At 62.0% G+C, this 1,254-nt stretch carries 1 protein-coding gene and 1 pseudogene; both read left to right on the forward strand.

Annotated elements, in window-relative coordinates:
- Window positions 1-319: pseudogene (locus tag EOD07_RS34850) on the forward strand (DNA polymerase III subunit delta'); the annotation flags it as partial.
- A 126-nt stretch (window positions 320-445) separates the two neighbouring features.
- A partial coding sequence (locus tag EOD07_RS34855) for a methionine--tRNA ligase (protein WP_164772865.1) occupies window positions 446-1,254 on the forward strand: 809 nt, incomplete at its 3' end.

Consider the following 1,254-nt stretch of genomic DNA (forward strand, 5'->3'; position numbering starts at 1 on the left):
GCTGGAGATCGCCGGCGCGCTCGACACGCTGGTGGCGGCCCGGAAGCCGGACATCGCCGGCGCCCACCGCCTTGCCGAGGCCGTGGCGGGACGCGACCAGGCGATCCAGTTCGACATCTTCAACCGGCGCGCGCTCGACCTGCTTTCGGACGCCGCCAGCGAAGCGGCATTGTCCGGCGACCTCGCCAGGGCCAAAACGCTGTCCGAGGCTTGGCAGGACGCGCTGAACACGATATCTGAGGCCGAGACCTACAATCTCGACAAGAAGCAGCACGCCCTGACCATGATCGACCGCCTGAATTCTGCAATGCGAATGTGACGGCCTGTTCGATGCATGCCGTTGGCCCACTTTCGGGCGGCATGCATTGGCCTCGGGATGGCAATCGACGTTCCGATGCGATACCACCGCCACAACTCACATTCAGATATTCATGACGGTTCATTCATGTCACGCGACACATTCTACATCACGACCGCGATCTCCTACCCGAACGGCAAGCCGCATATCGGCCATGCCTATGAGCTGATCGCCACCGACGCGCTTGCCCGCTTCCAGCGACTGGACGGCAAGGACGTCTACTTCCTGACCGGCACCGACGAGCACGGCATCAAGATGCTGCAGACGGCGCGCAAGGAAGGCATCACGGCGCGCGAGCTCGCCGACCGCAACTCGGCCGAGTTCAAGCGCATGGCGAGCGCGCTCAACGCGTCCAACAACGATTTCATCCGTACCACCGAGGAGCGGCATTATGCCTCCTCCCAGGCGATCTGGAAGGCGATGGCCGCCAACGGCGACATCTACAAGGGTGGCTATGCCGGCTGGTATTCGGTGCGCGACGAGGCCTATTACGGCGAGGAAGAGACCGAGGTCCGCGCCGACAATGTGCGCTACGGGCCGCAGGGAACGCCTGTCGAATGGGTCGAGGAGGAAAGCTATTTCTTCCGGCTGTCGGCCTATCAGGACAGGCTCATCGCGCTCTACGAGAGCCAGCCCGATTTCATCGGTCCGGCCGAGCGTCGCAACGAGGTGATGCGTTTCGTCAAATCGGGGCTGAAGGACCTGTCGATCTCGCGCACCACGTTCGACTGGGGCGTGCCGGTGCCGGGCGACGAGAAACATGTGATGTATGTGTGGATCGACGCCTTAACCAACTACATCACCGGCGTCGGCTATCCAAATGAAAACGATGAGAAATGGCGGTTTTGGCCGGCTGACGCTCACATCATCGGCAAGGACATCGTCCGCTTCCCTAC

The organism is Mesorhizobium sp. M2C.T.Ca.TU.002.02.1.1 (assembly GCF_003997225.1).